This is a genomic window from Bradyrhizobium sp. 186, assembly GCF_023101685.1.
In the GTDB taxonomy this organism is placed as follows: domain Bacteria; phylum Pseudomonadota; class Alphaproteobacteria; order Rhizobiales; family Xanthobacteraceae; genus Bradyrhizobium.
Map to the genome: position 1 here is coordinate 9,384,866 of NZ_CP082164.1, position 20,700 is coordinate 9,405,565.

The 20,700-nt window shown below is 64.8% G+C and carries 21 protein-coding genes; 8 read left to right on the plus strand and 13 right to left on the minus strand.

From position 1 onward, the window contains the following. Nucleotides 1-45: 45 nt before the first annotated feature. Nucleotides 46-1,788, minus strand: a complete 1,743-nt coding sequence (locus IVB18_RS44705) for an outer membrane beta-barrel protein (protein ID WP_247986438.1) — start codon at nucleotides 1,786-1,788, stop codon at nucleotides 46-48. Nucleotides 1,789-1,979: 191 nt separating this feature from the next. On the opposite strand from IVB18_RS44705, the gene IVB18_RS44710 reads away from it, so the two are divergent. Then, nucleotides 1,980-2,987: a KpsF/GutQ family sugar-phosphate isomerase gene (locus tag IVB18_RS44710; protein ID WP_247986439.1), complete on the plus strand. Its 1,008-nt coding sequence runs from the start codon at nucleotides 1,980-1,982 to the stop codon at nucleotides 2,985-2,987. 98 nt (nucleotides 2,988-3,085) lie between these two features. On the opposite strand, the gene IVB18_RS44715 is transcribed toward IVB18_RS44710, so the two are convergent. Continuing rightward, a complete protein-coding gene (locus IVB18_RS44715; RefSeq protein WP_247986440.1) occupies nucleotides 3,086-3,643 on the minus strand; it encodes a carboxymuconolactone decarboxylase family protein in 558 nt (185 codons plus the stop codon). A 72-nt stretch (nucleotides 3,644-3,715) separates the two neighbouring features. Here IVB18_RS44715 and IVB18_RS44720 point away from each other — a divergent pair, with 72 nt between their 5' ends. Then, nucleotides 3,716-4,042, plus strand: coding sequence for a helix-turn-helix domain-containing protein (locus IVB18_RS44720; protein ID WP_247986441.1), 327 nt, complete (start codon nucleotides 3,716-3,718; stop codon nucleotides 4,040-4,042). Between the two features lie 171 nt (nucleotides 4,043-4,213). On the opposite strand, the gene IVB18_RS44725 is transcribed toward IVB18_RS44720, so the two are convergent. The 4 genes from IVB18_RS44725 to hemH form a co-directional block, all read right to left on the minus strand. Then, entirely contained in the window at nucleotides 4,214-4,657 is a 444-nt protein-coding gene (locus IVB18_RS44725) for an NfeD family protein (protein ID WP_247986442.1), read from the minus strand. A gap of 78 nt (nucleotides 4,658-4,735) precedes the next feature. Beyond that, the gene (locus tag IVB18_RS44730; RefSeq protein WP_247986443.1) at nucleotides 4,736-5,731 is read right to left on the minus strand and encodes an SPFH domain-containing protein; all 996 of its coding nucleotides are present in this window, start codon (nucleotides 5,729-5,731) and stop codon (nucleotides 4,736-4,738) included. A 240-nt stretch (nucleotides 5,732-5,971) separates the two neighbouring features. After that, nucleotides 5,972-6,937 (minus strand): ABC transporter substrate-binding protein, encoded by a 966-nt coding sequence (locus IVB18_RS44735; RefSeq protein ID WP_247986444.1) that lies wholly within the window; start codon nucleotides 6,935-6,937, stop codon nucleotides 5,972-5,974. A gap of 10 nt (nucleotides 6,938-6,947) precedes the next feature. Continuing rightward, entirely contained in the window at nucleotides 6,948-7,985 is a 1,038-nt protein-coding gene (gene hemH / locus IVB18_RS44740) for a ferrochelatase (protein WP_247986445.1), read from the minus strand. 80 nt (nucleotides 7,986-8,065) lie between these two features. Here hemH and IVB18_RS44745 point away from each other — a divergent pair, with 80 nt between their 5' ends. After that, complete coding sequence (locus tag IVB18_RS44745) at nucleotides 8,066-8,461, plus strand: MAPEG family protein (RefSeq protein ID WP_247986446.1); 396 nt, start codon at nucleotides 8,066-8,068, stop codon at nucleotides 8,459-8,461. Between the two features lie 90 nt (nucleotides 8,462-8,551). Here IVB18_RS44745 and IVB18_RS44750 read toward each other — a convergent pair whose 3' ends face one another. From IVB18_RS44750 to IVB18_RS44760, 3 genes are read right to left on the minus strand one after another with little or no spacing between them, the layout of a single operon-like run. Then, nucleotides 8,552-9,664, minus strand: coding sequence for a nickel/cobalt transporter (locus IVB18_RS44750; protein WP_247986447.1), 1,113 nt, complete (start codon nucleotides 9,662-9,664; stop codon nucleotides 8,552-8,554). Beyond that, nucleotides 9,655-10,293 carry a DUF1007 family protein gene (locus IVB18_RS44755; RefSeq protein WP_247986448.1) on the minus strand — a complete coding sequence of 213 codons (639 nt, stop codon included), beginning with the start codon at nucleotides 10,291-10,293 and terminating at the stop codon, nucleotides 9,655-9,657. Before IVB18_RS44755 ends, IVB18_RS44750 begins: the two co-directional genes overlap by 10 nt. After that, complete coding sequence (locus IVB18_RS44760) at nucleotides 10,293-12,374, minus strand: M3 family metallopeptidase (protein ID WP_247986449.1); 2,082 nt, start codon at nucleotides 12,372-12,374, stop codon at nucleotides 10,293-10,295. Before IVB18_RS44760 ends, IVB18_RS44755 begins: the two co-directional genes overlap by 1 nt. Nucleotides 12,375-12,510: 136 nt before the next feature. Between IVB18_RS44760 and IVB18_RS44765 the strand changes: the two genes are divergently transcribed. The 5 genes from IVB18_RS44765 (at nucleotide 12,511) to IVB18_RS44785 (ending at nucleotide 17,315) form a co-directional block, all read left to right on the plus strand. Beyond that, nucleotides 12,511-12,765: a hypothetical protein gene (locus IVB18_RS44765; RefSeq protein WP_247986450.1), complete on the plus strand. Its 255-nt coding sequence runs from the start codon at nucleotides 12,511-12,513 to the stop codon at nucleotides 12,763-12,765. 651 nt (nucleotides 12,766-13,416) lie between these two features. Beyond that, nucleotides 13,417-14,559 carry a type III PLP-dependent enzyme gene (locus IVB18_RS44770; RefSeq protein ID WP_247986451.1) on the plus strand — a complete coding sequence of 381 codons (1,143 nt, stop codon included), beginning with the start codon at nucleotides 13,417-13,419 and terminating at the stop codon, nucleotides 14,557-14,559. Nucleotides 14,560-14,703: 144 nt separating this feature from the next. Beyond that, nucleotides 14,704-15,291 (plus strand): N-acetyltransferase, encoded by a 588-nt coding sequence (locus tag IVB18_RS44775; RefSeq protein ID WP_247986452.1) that lies wholly within the window; start codon nucleotides 14,704-14,706, stop codon nucleotides 15,289-15,291. 143 nt (nucleotides 15,292-15,434) lie between these two features. Further along, a complete protein-coding gene (locus IVB18_RS44780) occupies nucleotides 15,435-15,824 on the plus strand; it encodes a RidA family protein (protein WP_247986453.1) in 390 nt (129 codons plus the stop codon). A 48-nt stretch (nucleotides 15,825-15,872) separates the two neighbouring features. Next, on the plus strand, nucleotides 15,873-17,315 hold the full coding sequence (locus IVB18_RS44785) for a homospermidine synthase (protein ID WP_247986454.1): 1,443 nt from the start codon (nucleotides 15,873-15,875) through the stop codon (nucleotides 17,313-17,315). Between the two features lie 132 nt (nucleotides 17,316-17,447). On the opposite strand, the gene IVB18_RS44790 is transcribed toward IVB18_RS44785, so the two are convergent. From IVB18_RS44790 to IVB18_RS44805, 4 genes are all read right to left on the minus strand, one after another. Beyond that, the gene (locus tag IVB18_RS44790) at nucleotides 17,448-17,780 is read right to left on the minus strand and encodes a hypothetical protein (RefSeq protein WP_247991881.1); all 333 of its coding nucleotides are present in this window, start codon (nucleotides 17,778-17,780) and stop codon (nucleotides 17,448-17,450) included. Nucleotides 17,781-17,881: 101 nt separating this feature from the next. Further along, nucleotides 17,882-18,598 carry an MgtC/SapB family protein gene (locus IVB18_RS44795; protein ID WP_247986455.1) on the minus strand — a complete coding sequence of 239 codons (717 nt, stop codon included), beginning with the start codon at nucleotides 18,596-18,598 and terminating at the stop codon, nucleotides 17,882-17,884. 30 nt (nucleotides 18,599-18,628) lie between these two features. Then, nucleotides 18,629-19,648 (minus strand): WD40 repeat domain-containing protein, encoded by a 1,020-nt coding sequence (locus IVB18_RS44800; protein WP_247986456.1) that lies wholly within the window; start codon nucleotides 19,646-19,648, stop codon nucleotides 18,629-18,631. Further along, nucleotides 19,648-20,685 carry a GTP-binding protein gene (locus tag IVB18_RS44805; protein ID WP_247986457.1) on the minus strand — a complete coding sequence of 346 codons (1,038 nt, stop codon included), beginning with the start codon at nucleotides 20,683-20,685 and terminating at the stop codon, nucleotides 19,648-19,650. Before IVB18_RS44805 ends, IVB18_RS44800 begins: the two co-directional genes overlap by 1 nt. Nucleotides 20,686-20,700 lie beyond the last annotated feature (15 nt).

Below are 20,700 nucleotides of genomic sequence, written 5' to 3' on the forward strand. Positions count from 1 at the left end.
GCGGCGTACTGGATGCCCCGCCTTCGCGGGGCATGACAGCAGGGGCTAATTCTGCATCCTCACGCCCAGCATCACCACCGTGCCCTGCGAGCTCGATCCCGGCTGGTTCGAGTCCAGGATGTCGTGGCGGAACGTGCCCTTGATCCAGAGGTTGCGGTTGAGCTTGTAGATCAGGTTGCCTTCGAGCGAGTAGGTCTTGTCGTTGCGATTCTGGCCCTGATAGTCGTAGGTGCCGTAAGTGAACTTGCCAACGGCCGTGAGCCAGCGGCGGAAGTCGTGATCGACCTCGGCGGCGTAGGTGCGCACCAGCACGCCGGACGAGCCGGGGATGGTGGTTTCGGCGATCTGGGTGTCGGTGAAGAATTTCACCGTGGTCAGGCCGCTCGCGTTCCAGATCAGCGAGCCCGAGGTGAGGAAGCCCGCGAGCTGGCTCAGGCGCGGGTCGACATAGTTGCGCGCGGAATAGCCGACCGAGACCTCGCCGGTGAGGATGCGCGAGAACTCGAAGGACGAGCCGACCTTGCCATAGCCGCCGGATGAATCACGGAAGTAGCCGTTGCGGTCGGCGGCCTGGTCGTGCACGCGGCTGTCGCCCTGGATCTCGACGAACGGCTTCAGGCCCGGCTTGAGCTCGTAGGAGAAGCGGCCGACGCCGCCATACTGATTGAAGTCGCGGTCGTCGTTGCTGAAGGTGGAGCCGTCGGTCAGCTTGGAGTTGGTGTAGGCGGTGCGATCGACGGTGGCGCCGGCCGCGACCTGGAAGCGATTAAAAGTCTGGTCGAAGCCGAAGGTGCCGCCATAGCTGGCGTAGATCGGATATTTCTGAAGGCCTGCCTGCACGTTCGGGCTGCCGGGATTGTCGGTGGCGAGCCGCAGCCGGAATTGCGAGGTCAGCTTGAGGTCGCGATTGACGTCAAAACGGCCGTCGACATGGCCGGTGAAATCGGGACGGTCGATATCGACCGGTGACGGCGAAGCAAAACCGTCAATCGTCGCCGGCATCTGATTGCCGTAGCCCGAGAACGAGCCGCGCAGATCCGCGACCAGCGCGTGGCGCTCCCAGTCCGACATCACGAGGAGGTCGGGCGCGACCACGTAAACCGGCGAGCCGATCGGCTTTTGGAGACGCGCCGGATTGGTGTCGTAGCCGGCGGAGAGCTCGAGCCCGCCCTTGATCAGGAAGCTGCCGGCATAGTCGCCGACCGCGCCGAACGGATCGTCGTCGAGCCTGAGGCGGCGGCGCAGCGGCTGGCCCGGCACGGTGCCGGCCATCGCCCGCGGTATCGGCGTTTTGTTCGCGGTCTCGGACGGCGGCGGCGCGATGCGCGGCGGACCGAGGCTGGTGTCCGGCGCGGCAGCAGGCACCGGCGAGCCGGGCCCGGCGGCGCGCTTCGGCTTCGGCTGCCCCGGATGAAGCTTGGGCTGCTGCCGCTTGCGGTTGAGCGAGTCGTAGCCGGAGCTGCTGGCTCCGTTGGCGGCAGGCAGGCCATAGGTCGGGACCTGCCCGATGCGCGAGGCCGCCGGCGTCTCGCGGCTCTTGCGCGGATCGGCATTGGGATCGGGCGGCGTCGGAATCGCATCCGACGGCGCCCGCGGCACGCCCGCCGTACGGCGCGTCGGCAGTGTGTCGGGCGCGGCGAAGCCACCGCGGTTGGGATTGAAGAGGTCGGGCGTGAGGCTCTGGGCCGCTGCCGGTGCGCTTTCCAGCACAGCCAGCAGCAGGCATGGCAAAGCGGCGCGAAAGGCGTACGCGCGACTGCTCCGGCCCCTGCCTGGAGGCGACCCCACGATGGAACAACTCCAACGAAATCAGATACTTCGACGACGACCTCCCGCGCACAGCGGGAACCATCGTTAATGGAGTTAAAACAATTATGGTTAATGACCGGTTGAGGGCCTTGGAGGTCGCGTCGCCTCGAAGGCCACGGCGTGCTAAGCAGGCGCCAATCGGGCAATCGCCCACTTCCCTGGATTGATGCATGCCGAGTTCGAAACCGCTGATGACCCAATCATCCGGCCCCACCCCCGCCAGCGTCGAGTCGGCGCTCCGCACGCTGGAGACGGAGAGCGGCGGCATCAACGCGCTGGCAGCAGCGCTACGCGGCCCGCTGGGCGAGACCTTTGCCAAGGCTGTCGACCTGATCCGGCAGGCCAAGGGCCGCGTCATCGTCACCGGGCTCGGCAAGTCCGGCCACATGGCGCGCAAGATCGCGGCGACGCTGGCCTCGACCGGCACGCCCGCTTTCTTCGTGCACGCGGCCGAAGCCGGCCATGGCGATCTCGGCATGATCACGACTGACGACGTCATCATGGCGCTGTCCTGGTCCGGCGAGCAGCCGGAGATGAAGAACCTCGTGAACTATTCGGCGCGCTTTGCGATTCCCATGATCGCGGTGACGTCGAACGCCGCCTCCTCGCTGGGACAAGCCGCCGACATCGTGATCGAGCTGCCGAAGGCGCGCGAGGCCTGCCCGCACAATCTCGCGCCGACCACCTCGACCCTGATGCAGGCCGCGATCGGCGACGCCATTGCGATCGCGCTGCTCGAAGGCCGCGGCTTCACCGCGCTGGAGTTCGCGCATTTCCACCCCGGCGGCAAGCTGGGCGCGATGCTGAAGTTCGTCCGCGACTATATGCGCACCGGCGCGGAGATCCCGGTGAAGCCGGCGGGCACGAAGATGTCGGACGCCGTGATGGAGATGTCGGCCAAGGGCTTGGGCTGCGTCTGCATTGTCAACGCCGCCGGCGAGGCGGTTGGCATCATCACCGACGGCGATCTGCGCCGTCACATGCGGCCTGATCTGCTGACGGCGTCGGTCGACGACATCATGACAAACCAGCCGAAAACCGTACCGCCCTCGATGCTCGCAACCGAGATGATCGATGTCCTGAACACGCGCAAGATCACGACGCTGGTCGTGACCGAGGCGAACAAGGTCGTCGGCATCGTGCATCTGCACGACCTGCTGCGAGCGGGCGTGGCGTAGGTCGCAACTTCGTCGTCATTGCGAGCGCAGCGAAGCAATCCAGACCGCCTCCGCGGATAGATTCTGGATTGCTTCGCTGCGCTCGCAATGACGGGCGGTTAGACCTGTGCCGGAAACCGCGCCGCCTTGTCCTCCAGCGGCAATCGCAGCCCATTCGCGAGATACGACACGGTGCGATAGAAGCCGCACAGCAGCATGATCTCCAGAATCTGCGGCTCGTCGTAATGCGCCGAGAGCGCGGCGAACTCGGCATCGGCAAGCGTCGCGCGGTGATGCAGCGCGTCGACCGCGGCGATCAGCGCCTGCTCGGCCGGCGACCAGCACGCTGACATCGCATCGCCCTGCACGGTGGCGCGGATCTCATCCTCAGTGAGGCGCGCGGGCCCCGCAAAAATCGCGACGTGCACGCCCCATTCATATTCGCATCTATTCAGCGCGCAAGTGCGGTCGATGACGATCTCGCGCTGGCGCAAGGACAACGGCCCGGGATCGAGCAGGCCGCCGGCGCGAAACTTGTCCCAGGCGCGGGTGTGGCCTGCCATCACCCGGAACAGCATCAGCGGCGGTGCACCGCGCATGATGCGATCAAACTGCGCCTGAATCGCCGGGGGATAAGGCGGCTCGAGCGGCGCGATGCGCGGCATGATTTGAGACATAGGCCGCCTCCATTGCTACAATTAACGTAGCACGACGCTACATTATCCGTAGCAAAACGCAAGGGGACATCGATGGCGAAACAGGCCGCCTCCAGGACCAGCAACGTCCGCGGCTCGCGCACCGGACGACCGATCATGGTCCTGCTAGACCTGCTCGGCCGGCGCTGGAGCTTGCGGATCCTCTGGGAATTGCGCGATGCCCCCCTCACCTCCCGCGCGCTGCGCACCGCGTGCGACGAGGCCTCGCCGACGGTATTGCAAGCGCGATTGACGGAGTTGCGCGAGGCGGGGTTTGTTGAGCTCGGCGACGCCGGAGGTTACAGCCTGACGCCGCTGGGCCGCCACTTGTGCGAGACGTTCATGCCGCTGCACAGGTTTGCGGAGAGGTGGCGGAAGTGAGCTGAGACGCCGGTTGTCTCCCTCTCCCCGTTCTTACGGGGAGAGGGTTGGGGTGAGGGGCTGCTTCCGCAAACAATGTGAGAGACGGACTCGCGGAGACTCCCCCTCACCCGGATTGCATCTTCGATGCAATCCGACCTCTCCCCGCGAGCGGGGCGAGGTAAGAAAAGACTAAGCCGCGGCCACCGTCAGATTCGCACCATCCACCTGCACCACCTTCACCCTGGTCCCGGCCGGCGTATCCGGGCCGGTGACGCGCCAGACGGTGTCGCCGATGCGCACGGTGCCGTTGCCGTCGATGATCGGCTTCTCCAGCGTGAACTCGCGTCCGAGCAGCGCCTCGGTGCGCTTGTTGAGGAAGGGGCTCGCGCTCGCACCCAGCTTCGGCCGGGCGAGCCGGCGCCACACCGGCACGGCAGCCGCGGCGAACACCGCGAACATCACGAGTTGGATCTGCCAGGACACGACAACAGCGAACGAGATCAGGCCGACCAGCAGCGCGGCGAGCCCCAGCCAGAACAGGAACACGCCCGGCGCCAGCACCTCCAGCGCCATCAGGATGAAGCCGAAGATCAGCCAGTTCCAGGTGCCGAGCGATACGAACATGTCCGTCATGACACGACCTCATTGTATTGGCGCATGACCCCATCGGAAAACCGGTGTCCACTTTTCCGGGTCATGCGCATGATGCCGTTATCGCGGCGGCACCGCCGGCGGCGTGGGACTGGATGAGGGCACCGAGCCGCGGCGGGCGGCAGCCGCGGCGGATGCGGCGCTTTCGCCGAACGTCGCTTTGGCGATTTCGCCGATACCGGCGAGCGAACCCAGAATGCTGGTCGCCTCGATCGGCAGCATGAGGATCTTCTGATTCGGTGAGTCGGCCAGTTGCCCGAATGCCTTGATGTATTTGTCGGCGATAAAGTAATTCAGCGCGGCCACGTCGCCCTTGGCGATGGCCTCGCTGACCATCTGGGTTGCCTTGGCCTCGGCTTCCGCGGAACGTTCGCGGGCCTCGGCGTCGCGGAAAGCGGCTTCCTTGCGGCCCTCGGCCTGAAGGATCTGGCCTTGCTTGGCGCCCTCGGCGCGCAGGATCTCGGACTGGCGCGCGCCTTCGGCCTGGAGGATGTCGGCGCGCTTGACGCGCTCTGCCTTCATCTGGCGGCCCATCGCCTCGACGAGATCGGCCGGCGGCACGATGTCCTTGATCTCGATCCGGTTGACCTTGAGGCCCCAAGGCGAGACCGCGGCATCGACCACGCGCAGCAGGCGCTCGTTGATCTCGTCGCGATGCGACAGCACCTGGTCGAGATCCATCGAGCCCATCACCGAGCGGATGTTGGTCATGGTCAGCACGATGATCGCCTGCTCCAGGTTGGAGACCTCGTAGCTCGCCTTCGCCGCGTCGAACACCTGGAAGAACGCGACGCCGTCGACCGTCACGGTGGCGTTGTCCTTGGTGATCACCTCCTGCTCGGGAATGTTGATCACCTGCTCCATCATATTGATCTTGCGCCCGACCCGATCGAAATAGGGCACAATCAGATTGAGCCCGGGTGTCAGCGTCTGGGTGTATTTGCCGAACCGCTCGATGGTCCAGTCATAGCCCTGCGGCACCGTCTTCACGCCGGCAATCAGCGTAACGATGACGAGCAATACCAGAACAATCGCGAAAATATCGAAACCGCTCATATTTCCTCCAAGGCAGGAAAAAACCTTTCCCGCGCTGTCATTGGTCGGGATCACGACCCCAAGGGTTCAGCAGTGGGTTCAGCGGCCGCGACTCACGTCGGCATCCGCGCAATTCTGCACAAGACGCACGGAGAGGGAACGGTCACGATTAAGTATTTGCAAGACGCTCTTGAAAGCGTGTAGGCGCAGACCTAGCGGCGGAAGTTGGCAAATCCGGCCATACCGCCTGTCACGGACACCCTATTCGATGACGTCGTTTGCCAGTGCGAGCAGGCTGGGGGGAATGGTGACGCCGAGAGCTTTGGCCGCCTTCAGGTTGATCGCGAGCTCGAACTTGGTGGGATTCTGGACCGGGAGGTCGGCGGGCTGCGCGCCCTTCAGGATGCGATCGATGTAGGAGGCCGCGCGGCGCAACTGCTCGACGCTATCGGTGCTGTAGGACATCAGCCCGCCCTCGTCGACGAAGCTGCGGCTCCAGAACACCGCAGGCACGCGCGCCTCGGCGATCGCCGCCAACAGATGCGCGCGATTGGCCATGGTGAAGAAGTCCGGCAGGATCAAGAGGCCGCCGTCCTTGCGCGATGCCAGCGCGGCGATCGAGGCGTCGTCATGCACCGGCGCGGGCTCGACGGTCACACTGAGCGTCCGCGCGGCGTCCTCGATCGTGCGCAGCATGAGGCCGGCGAACGGCGCAGTGGCGGGATTGTAGACGACGAAGACGCGAGCTACGTGCGGCGTGACCTGCATCAGCATCTCCAGCCATTTGCCGGCCAGCGGACCGTCATAATCGGTGAAGCCGGTGATATTGCCGCCGGGATGGGCGAGGTTTTGGACAAAACCCTGGCTGACGGGGTCGGTCACCACGGCGAACACGATCGGCGTCGTCGCGGTGCGCCGGCGCAGCTCTTCCACCGACGGCGTGCCGACCGCGAGCAGGATGTCCGGCTTGAGTGCGATCAGCTCATCGGCAAGCCACTCGATGCGCGCCCGGTCGCCAGCCCCGCTGCGCCAGTCGATCGTGAGGTTGCCATGCTCCTTCCAGCCGTGGGCGGCGAGCGCCTCGGCCAGGCGGGTCTGCCCGATCACGTCGTCGGCCACAACCGAGAGCACGCCGAGCCGGCGCGTCCCGTTCGGCTGTTGCGCCAGCACTGAGGACGGCAGCGCCGCGATCGTTCCAAGAAGCGCCAGGAGTTCGCGGCGATTCATCGGGCGCCCATCAGATCCAGCCCTGAAGCTCGCGCAGCACCAGGATGCGGATCACATCCATGCCGGGCGCGCTGTCGTTGAGGCAGGGGATCGCGGAAAACTGCTCGCCGCCATGATGCTTGAAGATCTCGGCATTCTCCTGCGCGATCTCCTCCAGCGTCTCCAGGCAGTCGGCGGAAAAGCCCGGCGTCACCACCGCGATGTGGCGCACGCCTTCCTTGGCGAGACGCTCCATCGTCTTGTCGGTGTAGGGCTGGAGCCATTCATCATTGCCGAAGCGCGACTGAAAGGTCAGCAGCAGTTTTGTCGTGTCCATCCCGAGCCGGCGGCGTAGCGCCTCGGTGGTGGCGACGCAGTGGCCCTGATAGGGATCGCCCTTGTCGACATAGGATTTCGGCATGCCGTGGAAGGAGGCGACGATCAGCTCCGGCTTGAAGGGCAGCGTGGCGAGATGCGCCTCGATCGAGGTCGCGAGCGCCTCGATATAGGCCTCGTCCTCATAGTAAGGCGGCGTCACCCGCAGCGTCGGCTGCGCCCGCAGGCGGGAGAGCACGCGGAATACTTCGTCGCAGACGGTCGCCGAGGTCGGGGCCGAATATTGCGGATAGAGGGGTACGGCGAGGATGCGTTCGCAACCCTTCGCGATCAGCGCTTCGATGCCCGACCGGATCGAGGGATTGCCGTAGCGCATCGCCCAGTCCACCACGACGTGCTCGCGGTCCAACAGCGTGGCTGCGAGCTTGTCGCTCTGCGACCGCGTGATGGTCTTGAGCGGCGACTCGTTCTTTTCGGTGTTCCAGATTTTCTGGTAGTCGAGCGCCTTGGTGCGGGGCCGGCTGCGCAGGATGATCCCGTTCAGCACGAACTGCCAGATCAGGCCCTGGTCCTCGATCACGCGGGGATCGGAGAGGAATTCCTTTAAGTAAACCCGCACGCCGGGGGCGTCGGCGGTATCGGGCGTGCCGAGATTGACCAGCAGCACGCCGACACGGGGCAGGCCGGATTGGACGCCCGGCTTCGCTGCCTCGATGGGGACAATCGTCGTCATAGTCCGTTGCGTCGCGCGTTGCTCCGAACTTGTCAAGATTGGGCCGATTTGGCTAGGGTCGGCGTGGAGGGGGAGGAACCATGACGCTGGCGGAATGGTGCGTATTCGGGGCGCTGCTGCTCTATCTCACGACGATCGCCTCGATCAAATGGATCCGGTTTCGCGGATTCGACAATTCCCGGCCGCGCGATCCCGCCTTCTATGAAGACGCCATCGCGCAGCGCGCGCTCGGCGCGCACCAGAACGGCATCGAGACCTTCCCGTTCTTCGCCTTCGCCGTACTGCTCGCCGAATTCCGGGATTCGCCGCAGCGCCTGATCGACGAGCTCGCCGTGCTGTTCCTGATCGTGCGGGTCGCCTACGTTCTGACCTATCTCGGCAACCGCCCGACGCTGCGCTCCATCCTCTGGAGCATCGGCTTTGCGATCAATCTCGGGATCTTCTTGATGCCGATGTTGAAGCGGTTTTTGCCGTAGCCCGGATGGAGCGAAGCGTAATCCGGGGTCCTTCCGCGATGGCACTGTCCCGGATTGCGCTTCGCTCCATCCGGGCTACAAGGCCTGCACTCAAAAACACGTCGTCCGTTCAGCCGCGATGTAGCCGAACAGCAGGCCCGCGCCGAACAGCAGCACGAGGCCGGCGGCGCCGAATTCGATGCCGCGCATGAACAGCGCGCCGCCGCCGTCGCGGGCTCCGCTCAGGCGGCCGGCGATGTCCTTGGCGGAAACGGCGACGAGCGCGATGGCCGCAACCGTGATCGCGGTGCCGAGCCCCATCAACAAGGTTGCGGCGATGCCGGCCCAGAACAGGCCCTGGGCCAACGCGAACACCAGCACCAGGATCGCGCCCGAACAGGGGCGGATGCCGACGGTGAGGATCGCGCCAAACCCGCGACGCCAGCCGCCGGGCCCGGCAAGCTCGCTCGGCGCGGGGCCGTGGGAATGGCCGCAATGCTCGTCATGGACGTGGTCAGGCCCGTGGTGGGTATGGGCGTGATCGTGGTCATGATGATCGTGGTCACCATGATCATGCGCATCATGATGATGGTGATGATCGTGATCATGGTGATGCGGCACGCCGGCGATCGCCGGCACCGGCTGCGCCGCCTGGAGCGCGCGGATGAAGGTGCCGCCCTTGACCCAGACCAGGCGCAGGCCGAACGCCGCGATCAGCGCGTAGCTTGCGATCTCGATCGCGCCTTCCGCCTTGCACATGGTCTTTGCGGTCGCGTTCAGCACCCAGGCCGAGATACCGACGATGAGGATCGCCACCAGCGACTGCATCAAGGCGGACGCGAACGACAGCACGATGCCGCGCCGCGCGGTCTCGCGGTTGGCGACGAGATAGGAGGCGATCACCGCCTTGCCGTGGCCGGGACCGGCGGCATGGAAGATCCCGTACGCAAAGGAGATGAAGAGCAGCGTCCACACCGCCGAGCCGTCGGTCTTGGCAGCGCGGATGGTCGCGGACATCTGCCGATAGAATTCCGACTGCTTGGCGAGCAGCCAGCCGATGAGGCCGCCGGCCTCGGGCTCGGCCGCCGGTCGTGGCGCGCCAAACGGATTTTGCGCCAAAAGATCGTGGAGCGCCGCATCGGCCACGCCGGCGACGAGGAGAACCGCAGCGCAGGCGATGAGCCCGCGCGCAAGTGGGGACTGGAGGCGCGGGGTCAAGGGCAATCCACCGTGATCTTGTTGGCGAACATCATGCCGAAATTGGCGTTCTCGCCGCTCATGAAGGTCTGCTCGTTGAGCTTCTGGGCGCTGGCGGTGCCGTCGCTCGGGCGCTCCAGCTTCATCTGGCAGCCGGCGGGCGCGCCGACCAGCTTGACCGGATTGTCCTTGGCCATCTGGAAGTCGATGAAGAAGGAGCGGTCGAACACTTCGAACATCAGTTGCCTGGGCTTGACCGGATTCTTCAGCGGCAGCGTGAAGTGCAGGGTCAGCACCGTATCCTTGTAGTCGAGGAAGTAATCGACCGGCTCCTGGAATCGCTCCTTCTTGCCGTCGGCTCGCGCGAAGGTGAAGTAGGCATATTCCTTCAGCGACTCGACATTGGTCTGCGCCAGCGGCGCCAGTTCCTCGCGCGAATAGGCGCCCTTGGTCTTGCCCTCGAGCCCCTGCACCGCATAGGCCGAGAACATGTCGTCAAAGGTCCAGGCGTGGCGGACGCCGGTGATCGTGCCGTCCTCCGCGTACAGCAATTCGCTGGTTGCGGTAATCCAGACATGCGGATGCGCGCTCGCCGCACCCGCCGCGAGCGACAGGCCAACGGCGAGCAGCAATCCGAACAGGGCACGCATACCCATCAGGCCGCCTTCGCGCCGTCGAGCAGACCACGCCGGCGCAGCAGCGCGTCGGGCTCCGGCGGGCGGCCGCGGAAGGCTTCGTAAGCGGCTTCCGGGTCGACCGATCCGCCCGAGGAATAGATGTCGTCGTGCAGACGCTTGGCAACCGCCGGATCGAAGATGTTGCCGGCCTCCTCGAACGCACCGAAGGCGTCGGCGTCCATCACCTCCGACCACATGTAGCTGTAATAGCCCGCGGCATAGTGGTCGCCGGAGAAGATGTGGCCGAATTGCGTGGGCCGGTGACGCAGCGAGATCTCCTCGGGCATGCCGATCTTCTCCAGCTCCTTCTTCTCGAACGCCCTCACGTCCTGCGCGGCCGCGGCCGGCTGGGTGTGGAATTCGAGATCGACCAGCGCCGAGGAGACGAACTCGACGGTGGCAAAGCCCTGGTTGAATTTGCGCGCGGCAAGAAACCGTTGCAGCAGGTCGTCAGGCAGCGGCTCACCGGTCTGATAGTGACGGGCGAACTGCTGGAGCACTTCGGGCCGCTCCTGCCAGTGCTCGTAGAGCTGCGACGGCAGCTCGACGAAGTCGGTGAACACGGAGGTGCCCGACAGCGACGGGTAGGTCACGTTGGAGAGCATGCCGTGCAGGCCGTGGCCGAACTCGTGGAACAGGGTGCGGGCGTCGTCGGGTGACAGCAGCGACGGCTCGCCGCCCGCGCCCTTGGCGAAGTTGCAGACATTGATGATCAAGGGCGCGATCTCGCCGTCGAGCCTCTGCTGGTCGCGCAGCGAGGTCATCCAGGCGCCGGAGCGCTTTGACGGGCGGGCATAGTAGTCGCCGTAGAACAGCGCCTTGTGCTTGCCGTCCGGCCCCTTGACCTCCCAGACACGGACGTCCGGATGCCAGGCCGGGACATCCTTGCGCTCGGCGAAGGTGATGCCGAACAGCCGCGTGGCGCAGTCGAAGGCGGCGGCGATCATGTGGTCGAGCGTGAGATACGGCTTGATCGCTGCGTCGTCGAAATTGGCGCGCTGAAGGCGCAGCTTCTCGGCGTAGAAGCGCCAGTCCCAGGGCGCGAGCTTGAAGTTGCCGCCCTCGGCCGTGATCAGCGTCTGCATCTCGTCGCGGTCGGCTAGCGCTCGCGCCCGAGCCGGCTTCCAGACCCGCTCCAGCAGGCCCCGCACCGCGTCCGGCGTCTTGGCCATGGAATCCTCGAGCCGGTAGGCGGCGAAGGTCGGGTAGCCCAACAGCTGGGCGCTCTCCTCGCGCAGCTTCAGGATCTCGACGATGGTCGTGTTGTTGTCGTTCGAATTGCCGTTATCGCCGCGCGCGGTGAAAGCCTTGTAGACCTTCTCGCGCAGGTCACGCCTCGCCGAGCTCTTCAGGAACGGCTCGACCGAGGAGCGCGACAGCGTGACGATGGCCTTGCCGGCCATCCCGCGTTCTTCCGCCGCGGCCTTGGCGACAGCGACGAAGCTCTCGGACAGGCCCTGGCGGTCGGCCTCGCCGAGCTCCATGAACCATTCCTGCTCGTCGCCGAGCAGGTGATGGCTGAAGCCGGTGCCGAGCTGGGCGAGCTTCTCGTTGATCTCCGCCATCCGCGTCTTGGCCTGGTCGGAGAGGCCGGCGCCGGAGCGGTGGAAGCGGGTGTAGGTGCGCTCCAGCAGACGAAGCTGCTCCGGCGTCAGACCGAGATTGGCGCGGTTCTCGTGCAGCTGGGCGATGCGGCCAAACAGCACGGCGTTCATCGTGATCGGATTCCAGTGCCGCGCCATCCGCAAGGAAACCTCCTTGTCGATCTCCAGGATGGCCGGATTGGAATGCGCCGAGACGAGGTCGTAGAAGACGGCCACGACCTTGTTCAACAGCTTGCCCGAGCGCTCCAGCGCCGTGATGGTGTTGGCGAAGTCGGGCACGGCCGGATCATTGGTGATCGCCGCGATCTCGCCGGAATGGTCGGCAAAGGCCTGCTCGAAGGCCGGGAGGAAGTGCTCCGGCTTGATCTCGTCGAAGGGCGGGGTCGCAAACGGCGTGACCCAGGCCTTCAGCAGCGGATTGGTCTCGGAGTCCGTAGTTTGGCGGGGTTCTGACATCGCAAGTCCGGTTTTTTGAGCTGATTTGTTGGAGCCAGCTATAGCACGCGATGGGGCTTTTTTGGGCCATTTGGCCTTGCTCCCGGCTGCCTTTTCAGAGAGATTGCGGCCCCTAGAGACCACGGATCCTGAGCCCATGAACGCGCCTTCCTCGTCCTCCCGTCAGATCGTCTGGTGGAGTGTCATCACCGTCATCAGCGCCGCCATCCTGATCGGTGCCGAAGTGTTCGGCGCCGCGTTTGCCGGCGGCTGGGCGCTCGCGATCCTGTTCGGGCTCGGCGATCAGGGCGCCCATATCCTCCAGGCCGTGCTGTTCGCGCTCGGCGTGCTCGTCATGACCGCCTTCATCCGCACAGCTCAGCGCGTCGAGCCGTTCACGAAGCGCGGCTGAAGCGCGCGACACGCGCGCTGCACAGAAAAACTTAACGCCTGTTCATCTTCAGTGGCGCTCGCGCATCACGGCGCAAGCAGATGTTAGGCAATTCTGTTCTCAACCTAAAAAAATTCTTGCGAAGCAGAGTCAAAACGCTTATTTGCGGACTTGCCCAATTTCGCACGTGCCTGTGGTCGTGTGTCAGTCGGTAGGTATCCGGACAAGAGGCCGGACAGCCGCCAAGGGGCGAAGAAGCCGAGGGGCTCTTCGGAGATGCAGAAGTCGCTAGACGACGGAAGCCAGACCGAAGCGTCCAGCATCTCTCTCAAGAGATGCCTTCTCGAAGGTGACTTCGCTCTTTGCAACCGTGACTGGCAGCCGGAGGCGAACCGGCGCACCCCGCTCTCAACGGGGGACGCGACTTAAAGCAACGACGGATCGGGCTTTTTTGGTCTCTACCGGCATTCCAACGCCGGCGCGGGCTACTGAAAAGGCTTGTCCTTCATTGCCAGGTGTGCGGGCGGGAAATTCCCAACCAATCCACGGCAGCACAGTCTGGTTTGAGTCTTTGGCTTCGTCGCGCCTCCATCGCGCGATCTGGCCGGAGCGCTCTTATCCGACGTCATTTTTTGAACGGATCCCCGTCGCTGGGCCGTTTGGGAGAGTGCTATGACCGAACGTATCCAGGAATTCCTGCGCAACCGCCGCAGCGAGGGCCTCGACACCGAGCCGTGCCTCGTCGTCGACCTCGAGGTCGTGCGCGACAATTACCAGACCTTTGCCAGGGCGCTGCCCGACAGCCGTGTGTTCTATGCCGTCAAGGCGAACCCGGCGCCGGAAGTGCTGGCTCTGCTCGCCTCCATGGGCTCCTGCTTCGACACCGCGACGGTCGCCGAGATCGAGATGGCGCTGGCCGCGGGTGCGACGCCCGACCGCATCTCCTTCGGCAACACGATCAAGAAGGAGCGCGACATCGCGCGCGCCTTCGCGCTCGGCATTCGGCTGTTCGCAGTCGACTGCGCCGCCGAGGTCGAGAAGGTCGCCCGTGCCGCCCCGGCTGCGAAGGTGTTCTGCCGCATCCTCTATGACTGCGCCGGCGCCGAGTGGCCGCTGTCGCGCAAGTTCGGCTGCGACCCGGAAATGGCCGTCGAGGTGCTCGACGTCGCCAAGCGTCTGGGCCTGGAGCCGTGCGGCATCTCGTTCCATGTCGGCTCGCAGCAGCGCAAGGTGAAGGCGTGGGACCGTGCGCTGGCGATGGCCTCGCAGGTGTTCCGCGACTGCGCCGAGCGCGGCATCAACCTGACCATGGTCAACATGGGCGGCGGCTTCCCGACCAAATACCTGAAGGACGTGCCGCCGGTCGTCACCTACGGCCGCTCGATCTTCCGCGCGCTGCGCAAGCACTTCGGCAACCAGATTCCGGAGACCATCATCGAGCCGGGCCGCGGCATGGTGGGCAACGCTGGCATCATCGAATCCGAGGTCGTGCTCATCTCGAAGAAGAGCGACGAGGACGAGGTGCGCTGGGTCTATCTGGACATCGGCAAGTTCGGCGGTCTCGCCGAGACCATGGACGAGTCGATCCGTTACGCCATCCGCACCCCGCATGACGGGGCGGACATGACGCCGTGCGTGCTCGCAGGTCCCACCTGCGATAGCGCCGACGTGCTGTACGAGAAGAACCCGTATCCGCTTCCCGTGACGCTCGAGATCGGCGACAAGCTGCTGATCGAAGGCACCGGGGCCTATACGTCGACCTACTCGTCGGTGGCGTTCAACGGCATCCCGCCGCTGAAGACGTATCACATCTGATTTGCCACATCTGATCCGCCTCTCTTTCGAGGCCTGACGAACCCGGGAGCCGGCGTGCCGGCTCCTCCCTGACATTTTCGATTTCTGACGACGCCTTGGACCGGCGTGCTCTCGCACGCAGGTTCAAGCGGGGACTGATGCGCCATGACTGCTCTTCGGAAGACACAAATTGCCCTCACTTCGAAAGCCGCTCCGTTCGCGATCCGTGCGGAACGTGCTGCCGACGTTGCGATGCGTGAAGCGCTGCTCGATGCGTCCTTTGGCGAGAACCGCCATGGCCGCACCTGCCAGCGCCTGCGCGACGGACGTGCACCCGCCACCGGCCTCGCGCTGGCTGCGGTGCACGAGGGGAAGCTCGTGGGAACCGTGCGTCTGTGGCACGTCAGCGCCGGAGGCAGGCCCGCTTTGGTCCTCGGACCGCTCGCGGTCGATCCTGCCTGCCGCGAGCTCGGGATCGGCGCCGCGCTGATGCATCAAGCGCTGGCCGCCGCCCGGGCGCGCGGGCACGCCGCCGTGATCCTGCTCGGCGATGCCCCCTACTACGCCCGCTTCGGCTTCTCGGCTGAGAAGACCGCTGAGCTCTCGCTGCCCGGCCCGTTCGAGCGCGGCCGCCTGCTCGCGCTGGAATTCACTGAAGGCGCGCTCGACGGCGCGTCCGGAATGATCGTCCCGACCGGCGCGGTCTTGCCCAAACGGCGGGCGGCTCGCGCCCTGCAAGCGCACGCGGCTTAAGGGATTGCCATCATGGCGAAGACCGACGCCGTATCCGGCGGCGGCTCGGCCGTGCCTGCGTTGACGCCTGTTCCTTTGGGGTTGCGCAAGCCAGCGAAACGCCCTTTAACCCGCGAAACACCCCCTCAGTCGAGGCCGAAACCATGTCCCGTCGCCTGATCTCCACCGGCTCTCCCTTCGAGAAGACCGCCGGCTACAGCCGCGCCGTGATTGATGGCGAGTTCGCCTTCGTCGCGGGAACCACCGGCTATGACTACACCACGATGACAATGCCGGCGGATGTCACCAGCCAGTCACGCAACTGCTTCAAGACCATCGCGGCCGCCCTGAAGGAGGGCGGTTTCGAGATGGCCGATATCGTCCGCGTGACCTACTACCTCACCGATGCCAAGGATGCCGACGCCTATTTCGCGGTCTGCGGCGAAGTCCTTGGCGACATCCGCCCGGCGGCAACGCTTCTCGTCGTCTCGGCGCTCTACAAGCCCGAGATGAAGGTCGAGATCGAAGTGACCGCGAAGCGCCGCAGCGCCTGATTCACCCCTCACCATTTGTCCGCCAGCACTTCCCGGAGAAGCCATCCCATGAGCCCCGCCTCGCAGATCTACGCGAAGATTACCGGCCCCATCGTCATGGTCGGCTTCGGCTCCATCGGCAAAGGCACGTTGCCGATGATCGAGCGGCATCTCGATTACGACAAGTCGCGCATCACCGTGATCGATCCCAAGGACGAGGGTCGCAAGGCACATTGCGAGAAGCACAATGTAAGATTCATCCAGCAGGGCGTGACCAAGGACAATTATCGCGACTTGCTGACCCCGCTGCTCACTGAAGGCGGCGGCCAGGGTTTTTGCGTCAATCTCTCGGTCGATACCGGCTCTACCGACATCATGGAGCTCTGCAACGAACTTGGCGCTCTTTATATCGACACCGTCAACGAGCCCTGGCTCGGCTTCTATTTCGATTCTTCGAAGGGCCCGGAAGCGCGCTCCAACTACGCCCTTCGCGAAGCGACGCTGGCCGCCAAGAAGGCGCGCCCCGCGGGCTCGACGACGGCCGTCTCCTGCTGTGGCGCCAATCCCGGCATGGTCTCCTTTTTCGTCAAGCAGGCGCTACTCAATGTCGCCGCCGATCTGAAGCTCAATGCCCCCAAGCCGAAAACCAAAGCCGAATGGGCGGACTTGATGCGGCAGGCTGGTGTCAAGGGCATCCACATCGCCGAACGCGACACCCAGCGCTCCAAGTCACCGAAAGAGCCGGACGTCTTCGTCAACACCTGGTCGGTGGAAGGCTTCCTGTCGGAAGGCGTGCAGCCGTCCGAACTCGGTTGGGGCACTCATGAAAAATGGATGCCCGAGAATGCGCGTAGCCACGAAGCTGGCTGCGGCGCCGCCATCTATCTGATGCAGCCTGGCGCCAACACGCGCGTGCGCACCTGGTGCCCGACCCGCGGCGCGCAGTATGGCTTCCTCGTCACCCACAACGAATCGATCTCGATCGCCGACTATTTCACAGTGCGCGACGCATCGGGCACGGTGATCTATCGGCCGACCTGCCACTATGCCTATCATCCGGCTGACGATGCCGTGCTGTCGCTGCATGAAATGTTCGGCCGCGCAGCGAAGATGCAGGAAAAGCACCACATCCTCGATGAGAACGAAATCGTCGATGGCATCGACGAACTCGGCGTGCTGCTGTTCGGCCATGACAACAATGCCTACTGGTACGGCTCGCAGCTCTCCATCGAAGAGACCCGCAAACTCGCGCCCTATCAGAACGCCACCGGCCTGCAAGTGACCTCCGCCGTGCTCGGCGGCATGGTGTGGGCGCTGGAAAACCCGAACGAAGGCATCGTCGAAGCCGACGAGATGGATTTCGATCGTCTGCTGGAAATCCAGATCCCGTATCTCGGCCCGGTGAAGGGTTTCTACACCGACTGGACGCCGCTGACGGATCGTCCGGGACTGTTTCCAGAAGATATCGATACGAGCGATCCCTGGCAGTTCCGGAATATTTTGGTGCGCTGAGGCGGACTCACTCCGCCCGTCATTCCGGGGCAACGCATTGGCGCCGAGCCCGGAATCTATCGGGCGTCAGAGTTTGCAGATAAATGGATTCCGGGTTCGCGACTACGTCGCGCCCCGGAATGACGGAGATAGCTACTTCTCCTTGATCGGCGGAGCGATCTTCTCCGCGGGCGCCTGCGGCAGCGCCGGCTTGGTGGCTGCGCCTTGGGTCTGCGGATCGGGGCGCGCGGGTTCCGGCGCCGGCGTGGTCGGCCGGTCGCCGCCAGGCTTGGATTCCGCGGGCGTCTTGTTCTGATCGTCCGACGGCGTGCCCTGGAGCGGCCCCGTCGCCTGCGCCATCTCCATCCGGTTTTCGGCGCGGATTTGCGCCAGCGACAGGCCGGACACCACGATGCCTGCTGCGAACAGCGAGCAGGCGATCATCAGGTCGAGCTTCAGTCTGCGTTTGTCATTATTGCCGTGCATATCGATCACCGCATTTGTCCGCGGGATCAACGAAGTTGTCCGACTGCAGTTCCGTGCCGGGCAAGGCGGGAACCGTCCGTTCGCGCGCCAAAACGCCGCGTTCACTCCGTGGTGCTGACTTCCCAGGTGGCGTGACGCACGCCGGGCAGGTGCTGCAGGTCGGTCGCCACGGCGTTCAGCTCGTTCGGGTCGACTGCGGTCGCGACCAGCTTTGCGACGATCTCGATCAGATCGTCGCCGGTCTCGACCACATCGATATCGGCCACCGGATACTTTGCACCCTCGAGCTTCTCGACGAGCCGGTCGCGCATGTCGGGCAGGGCGTCCGGCGCGACCGCGAGCTTGAAGTAGTAGGTCGCCTCGGAGGCCTTCTCGTTCAGCGGAATGCGATTGATGGCGTTGACCAGCGGGCGCAGCATGGTGTTGCCGGCGATGACGAACACGGTCAGCGCCGCGGCTTGGGCGACCATGTCGGCGCCGGCGCAGGAGCCGACCGCGGCGGACGCCCGCAGTGTCGCCGCGGTATTGAGCCCGCGCACGTCCATGCCCTGCTTCATGATGACGCCGGCGCCGAGGAAGCCGATGCCGGAGACGACATAGGAAATCACGCGGACCGCACCGTCGGCGCCCGTCAGATGCATGGCGAGATCGACGAAGGCGGCAGCCCCGACCGCAACCAGCACGTTGGTGCGCAGTCCCGCGGTGCGCTGCCGGTATTGCCGCTCGGCACCGATCAGCGTGCCCAGCACGAAGGCCGTGAACAGGCTGACCAGCGTGTCGAGGAAATCAGCAATCTGGAAAGTCGTCAGAAACCGCATGGCCCCCTATACGGTCAGAACGATGACAGATCAAAGCTCCAGAAGTCCGCCGTCCCCGTTTTCATCCGCGAACGCGAGCAGCGTGCCCTTCGCGTTCCAGGCGAGCGCGGCCACGGGCGGGGTGCCGTTGCGGCGGACCAGGATTTCGGCGCCATCCTCCAGCCGTACCATCAGCACGGTGCCGTCGCTGTAGCCCGCGGCAAAGATGTCGTTCTTCGGGTGGCAGGCAACCCCCGACACGCGCGCCTGGAGCGGCGCGAGCATCGCGGGCTCCTTGCCCATCGGGCCGTCCTTGCTGGCGAACGGCCACAGGATGACGCTGTCGGCGCCTGATGTCGCTAGCGACTTGCCGCCCGCGCTCCAGGACATCGAGCGGACGCGGCCGGGATAGCCGGTCATACGCATGTGGCGGTTGTCGGCAAGCCGCCAGCCGTGCAGCGCCGCCTCGTGCATGGTGGTGACCAGGAATTTGTTGTCCGGGCTGAAGGTGACGCCGAGATGCGAACCGGCCCAGGGCAGGAATTCCGCACCCGCCGCCATGTTGGGGAACCACAGCGTCGCGCCGTTGTAGTGCGCGATCGCGAGCCGCAGGCCCTTCGGCGCAAAGGCAAGCCCGCCGACGGTCGAGGGCACCTCGATCGATTTTTCCTCTAGCTTGCCGCTCTTGACGAAGGCGAACTTCCCGGCCGACCAGGCGAAGGCGCCGTCCGAGTGCAGCGCCACCGCATCGATCCAGCGCCGCTTCGGGTCGGTCGCGAGCAGCGTCACCTCGCCCTTGGCATCGAGGGCTATGACCTTGCCGTCGTCGCCGCCCATGACGATGCGCTTGCCATCGGACGCCGTTGAGAGAATGCCGCCGCTGTGCACGGCGACCTTGCTGATCTCGCCCTGGCTATCTACCAGCGCAACGTTCTCCTCGCCGCCGACAAAGGCGGCGCGGTCGCCGAGGAAATGGACCGAGGTCACGCCCATCCCGAGCGCGAGCGGCTTGACGCGGTCGGTGACGGAGACGATCGAGGCTGAATCGGGAGCCGGCGTAAACTCTTTCATCACGAGACGATGCAGCTCTCGAAGCCCGTGCGAATAAGCTCTTCGGGCAATTCGCGACCGATGAAGACGAGGCGGCTCTCGCGCGGCTCGCCGTCATTCCATTTGCGCTGGTGGTTGCCCTCCAGCATCATGTGGACGCCCTGGAAGACGTAGCGGTCGTCATCGTCGTGGAAGGCGAGGATACCCTTCGAGCGCAAAATCTTTTGGCCTTCGACCTGTACCAGGTTCTGGAGCCAGGGCATGAATACGTTCGGATCAAGCGGCTTGTCGGTCTTGAGCGACAGCGACTGCATGTCCTCGTCGTGATAGTGCTTCAGGCCGTGGCCGTGATCATGATGATGGTCGTGGCCATGATGGTGATGATCATGGTCGTGGTCATCGGCTTCCAGGAAGTTCGGCTCGATGTCGAGGATGCGGTCGAGGTCGAAGGCGCCGCGATCGAGCACGTCGGTCAGCGCCACCTGGCATCGCTCGGTGCGATGAAGCTTGGCGTAGGGGTTGATGCCGCGGATGCGGGCTTCGACCTCGGCAAGCTCGGCCTTGGTGACGAGATCGGTCTTGTTCAGCACGATTACGTCGGCGAACGCGATCTGGTTCTTGGCCTCTGGCGCGTCCTTCAGGCGCTCGGACAACCATTTCGCGTCAGCAACCGTGACGACCGCATCGAGCCGGGCGTTCTTCTGCACGTCCTCGTCGACGAAGAAGGTCTGGGCCACTGGCGCCGGATCGGCGAGCCCGGTGGTCTCGACGATGATGGCGTCGAACTTGCCCTTGCGCTTCATCAACCCGTCCAAGATGCGCACGAGATCGCCGCGCACGGTGCAGCAGATGCAACCATTGTTCATCTCGAACACTTCCTCATCGGCGCCGATGATGAGGTCGTTGTCGATGCCGATCTCGCCGAATTCGTTGACGATGACGGCGTACTTCTTGCCGTGGTTTTCCGACAGGATGCGGTTCAACAGCGTGGTCTTGCCGGCGCCGAGATAGCCGGTCAGAACGGTCACGGGAATTTTTGGGGAGGTCGCTTCAGACATAACAACTCCGGACAT